Raw genomic sequence first — 2972 nt, 5'->3', positions numbered from 1 at the left:
CCTCAGCAGGAGTAGGTTTGAACTTATATTGCAGTTACTTTTGCAAATATTGAGCATTGATGATCCATAGTAAACGCAATTAGTAACTGCGTGACAAAACATAGAGTAAGACAGAAGCTCCAAAAAAATAGTGTAGTGCCCGGAATAGCCTGGTTTGAATTCTTTCATTAAATGAACGACGGTCAGTATCATTCATACTCTTCAAAATTGTCTGAAGATATTTCATCATTCGGGGTATTATCGGAGTCAGTTCTAATATGAGGACAAAATAATCACGTTGCCTGCTGTTTCGAAGATTTGAGCGACCAAAGATATGCATTGCGCGCCAGGTAAAGCCCCACAATAGTAAAGATAATTGACGTGGTTGCTACTGCAATATTGAAAACAACTATCGGTCGATCTTGAATAAGGAATGGCGGTGGCTGTTGCCAGATCTCGTACGTTTTGTACAACAGGGCAACTAGTAGTGTGAGAATTGAACCAGTAACTGCGACGCCTGACCACCGAACGTTACTATAGGGTACCAATCCCATTAACCTCTTCTTCGTGCTATTATATCATATATCTTATGCAGGTACTGTCTAGTTACGCCAGTTTGAGGAACGAGCAGGTCATTGAGTGAGTTTGGGATAATGCTCGCAGACCTGTTCAGCGAGTGCTTTGCGGCGGATTTAGAAGAAACGTGAGAGCGTGAGCGGACAGCGACGTTGACGAGACGCGAAGCGTCTCGTTCGCACACCAGAAATCTCCGATTTCTGGGGACGTCCCAAACTCGCGGCGCGAGTTTGTGGGCTCGAAAGACGCAAGCGTCTTTCGAACGTTCACGAGAGCAGAGCTCTCGTGCAGCCCACCAGAACGCGAAGCGTTCTGAGGACGCCCGTCAGGGTGTTCGCCGTCCAGTTCCACGCGACCGGTTGTTCACTCAGAGAGACAAAAGAAATTCTTCGAATACTCGGCGTTGAACGCCCTCATCAAGCTGTTTGGCACTGAGTACATCGGCTGGCTGACAGCGGTCACAACCCACCTGAGGCGAAGCCGAAGCGGGTTGCGGTCGATGAGACCACTGTCAAAATCAATGGCGAATGGTCTTGGTTGTACGCTGCAATAGACACCGAGACAAAGTTGCTTCTTGACGTCGAATTGTTTGGACGACATGGTACCGATCCGGCTGCTGCGTTTCTCCATCGACTCTCGGAGAAACACGATCTCTCAGACGCTGTGTTTCTCGTCGATGGCTACGGCTATCAGACTGCCCTCTCTCGATTAGGATTGAGCGGTCGGCTTGACTACGTCGAACGAAACCTCATCGAGAAATAGTTTCACACCCACAAAATACGAGTCGAGCGCTTGATGTGGTCTCGAACTCTTCGATCTAGGCCAGTTCCTCCTCCAATTCCATCTTCATCTCCATCCAAGATTCCCGGTCCCGCCAATAACTCCGGAGTTCCTCACAGTGTTCCCTATATAGTTCTTTTAGTCGTTCACGGACCCTGGCTTCCTTCTCTTTGTCGGGAGACCGTGCCGCACTATCCAGCGTTGACTTCTGCTCACGTATCACCTTATTCAGTTCAGAAATCATGTCGTTGTAGATGCTCTCTCGATGGTCGAGAATATTCTCAACAGTATTCTTCTTGTCTTGAACCCCCTCTTTGTGGCTTTCCTCTGGCTCCGCCACCTCGCCAAGCAGGACTCTTCGAACGCTCACAAGGACAACTTCCGGAGAATAATCATGATTTAAGAAGTTGGTTCTACTCTATTCGAACATGTGGTGTGCTACCATCCGGATTAAGCACTCAGATGGATGGTTTCAATCGCTGGGTAAAGCGTATCGTGCTCACGATGAAGTGGTCCCAGTCTCGATCCACTCCGCGAAACTCCTCCACGACGGAACGGCCGTCCTGCTGTACGAGTTCAAAGGTGACGCCGATGCGGTTCGGGCGATCCTGTCGGCAAACGAGACCGCGACCGACTACGAGGTGACGGAGATCGACGGGTCCGTTTCCGCGTACATCCACTTCGAGCCGTCGACCGACACCAGACAGTTGCTCCAGCTTCCGGAGGAGTACGGCTACGTCCTCGATACTCCGATACTGCTGCACGAGGACGGTGGACTAGAGGTCACGATCATCGGCCCCCAGGGGAACATCAGTGAGGCTTTCAAGCAGATACCCGATTCCATCCACACGACGGTCGGTCGGGTGGGAAGCTACGACCCGGACAGGGAGAACAGCTTCAGCAAGCTGAGCGACCGCCAGCGGGAGGTTCTCCGGAAGGCCTACGAACTCGGGTACTACCGGCGGCCTCGGGAGACCACACTCGACGATATCGCGGCGCAACTCGAGTGTAGTCAGGCGAACGTTCAGGAGATTATTCAGCGGATCGAGAACCATCTGGTTTCGGAACTGTTCACGGCTTCCGGGGATACGGAGACTGATACCTCGCCCACCAAGTCGATCTGGAAATGACCCGTCGGGCCGCGCCAGCGCCGACTCCTCTCCGAACCCCGTCTGGGCAAGCACCGGACGTGGGGCCGTCTCGAACCGTTGCCCTAAGACTATCTTACAGCTGTCCCGACGTTCGCCACCCCGAGGTGGCGACTCGTGCGAATCAGCGAGAGCCGGCACTCTGGCGAGACGCTGGCAGCCCGCGCCGAGGAGTTGATCGACGAGGGCGACAAGCGCATCGCGTGTCATCTCGCGGACTACGCGCTTGAGGCCGACCCCGAGAACGAGGCTGTCCAGAGCACCGTCGCGAACGTCTACGAGCAGCGGGCCAGCTCAGTCAGCGACCTGATGTCGGCCAACATCTTCTCGTCGGCAACCGTGTACGCCAACGAGAGGTCGCCCTTCCGCTGACGGACCGGCGACGACCCGCCGGTTCGATGCGGAGCGGAGACGGCAGCGGTGGCGGCAGTCGAACCGGCGACCCATCCGTCCAAACGCGTGGTCAACTGACTCCGCTCCCCGCCACGA

The 2972-nt window shown here is 54.0% G+C and carries 3 protein-coding genes and 1 pseudogene; 3 read left to right on the top strand and 1 reads right to left on the bottom strand.

Annotation, left to right across the window (positions count from 1 at the left end; genetic code table 11):
• Positions 1 to 840: 840 nt before the first annotated feature.
• Positions 841 to 1314 (top strand): annotated as a pseudogene (locus QT222_RS03435) (IS6 family transposase); the annotation flags it as partial.
• Positions 1315 to 1372: 58 nt separating this feature from the next.
• Here the strand turns inward: QT222_RS03435 and QT222_RS03430 are convergent.
• The gene (locus QT222_RS03430) at positions 1373 to 1705 is read right to left on the bottom strand and encodes a DUF8104 domain-containing protein (protein ID WP_491476313.1); all 333 of its coding nucleotides are present in this window, start codon (positions 1703 to 1705) and stop codon (positions 1373 to 1375) included.
• A 58-nt stretch (positions 1706 to 1763) separates the two neighbouring features.
• Here QT222_RS03430 and QT222_RS03425 point away from each other — a divergent pair, with 58 nt between their 5' ends.
• Together QT222_RS03425 and QT222_RS03420 are read left to right on the top strand one after the other, a co-directional pair.
• Positions 1764 to 2465, top strand: coding sequence for a helix-turn-helix domain-containing protein (locus tag QT222_RS03425; protein WP_491476312.1), 702 nt, complete (start codon positions 1764 to 1766; stop codon positions 2463 to 2465).
• A 135-nt stretch (positions 2466 to 2600) separates the two neighbouring features.
• Positions 2601 to 2855, top strand: a complete 255-nt coding sequence (locus QT222_RS03420) for an alkyl sulfatase dimerization domain-containing protein (protein WP_004060536.1) — start codon at positions 2601 to 2603, stop codon at positions 2853 to 2855.
• Positions 2856 to 2972: the final 117 nt, after the last annotated feature.

The sequence above is a fragment of the Haloferax sp. s1 genome, from assembly GCF_058382125.1.
The sequence above is the reverse complement of the archived record's forward strand: the minus strand, read 5'-3'. Positions and strand labels throughout refer to the sequence as shown.

Bases quoted from the DNA above. Each gene is read 5' to 3' on its own strand.
- QT222_RS03425 (WP_491476312.1), top strand. From the start codon at position 1,764: ATGTGGTGTGCTACCATCCGGATTAAGCACTCAGATGGATGGTTTCAA.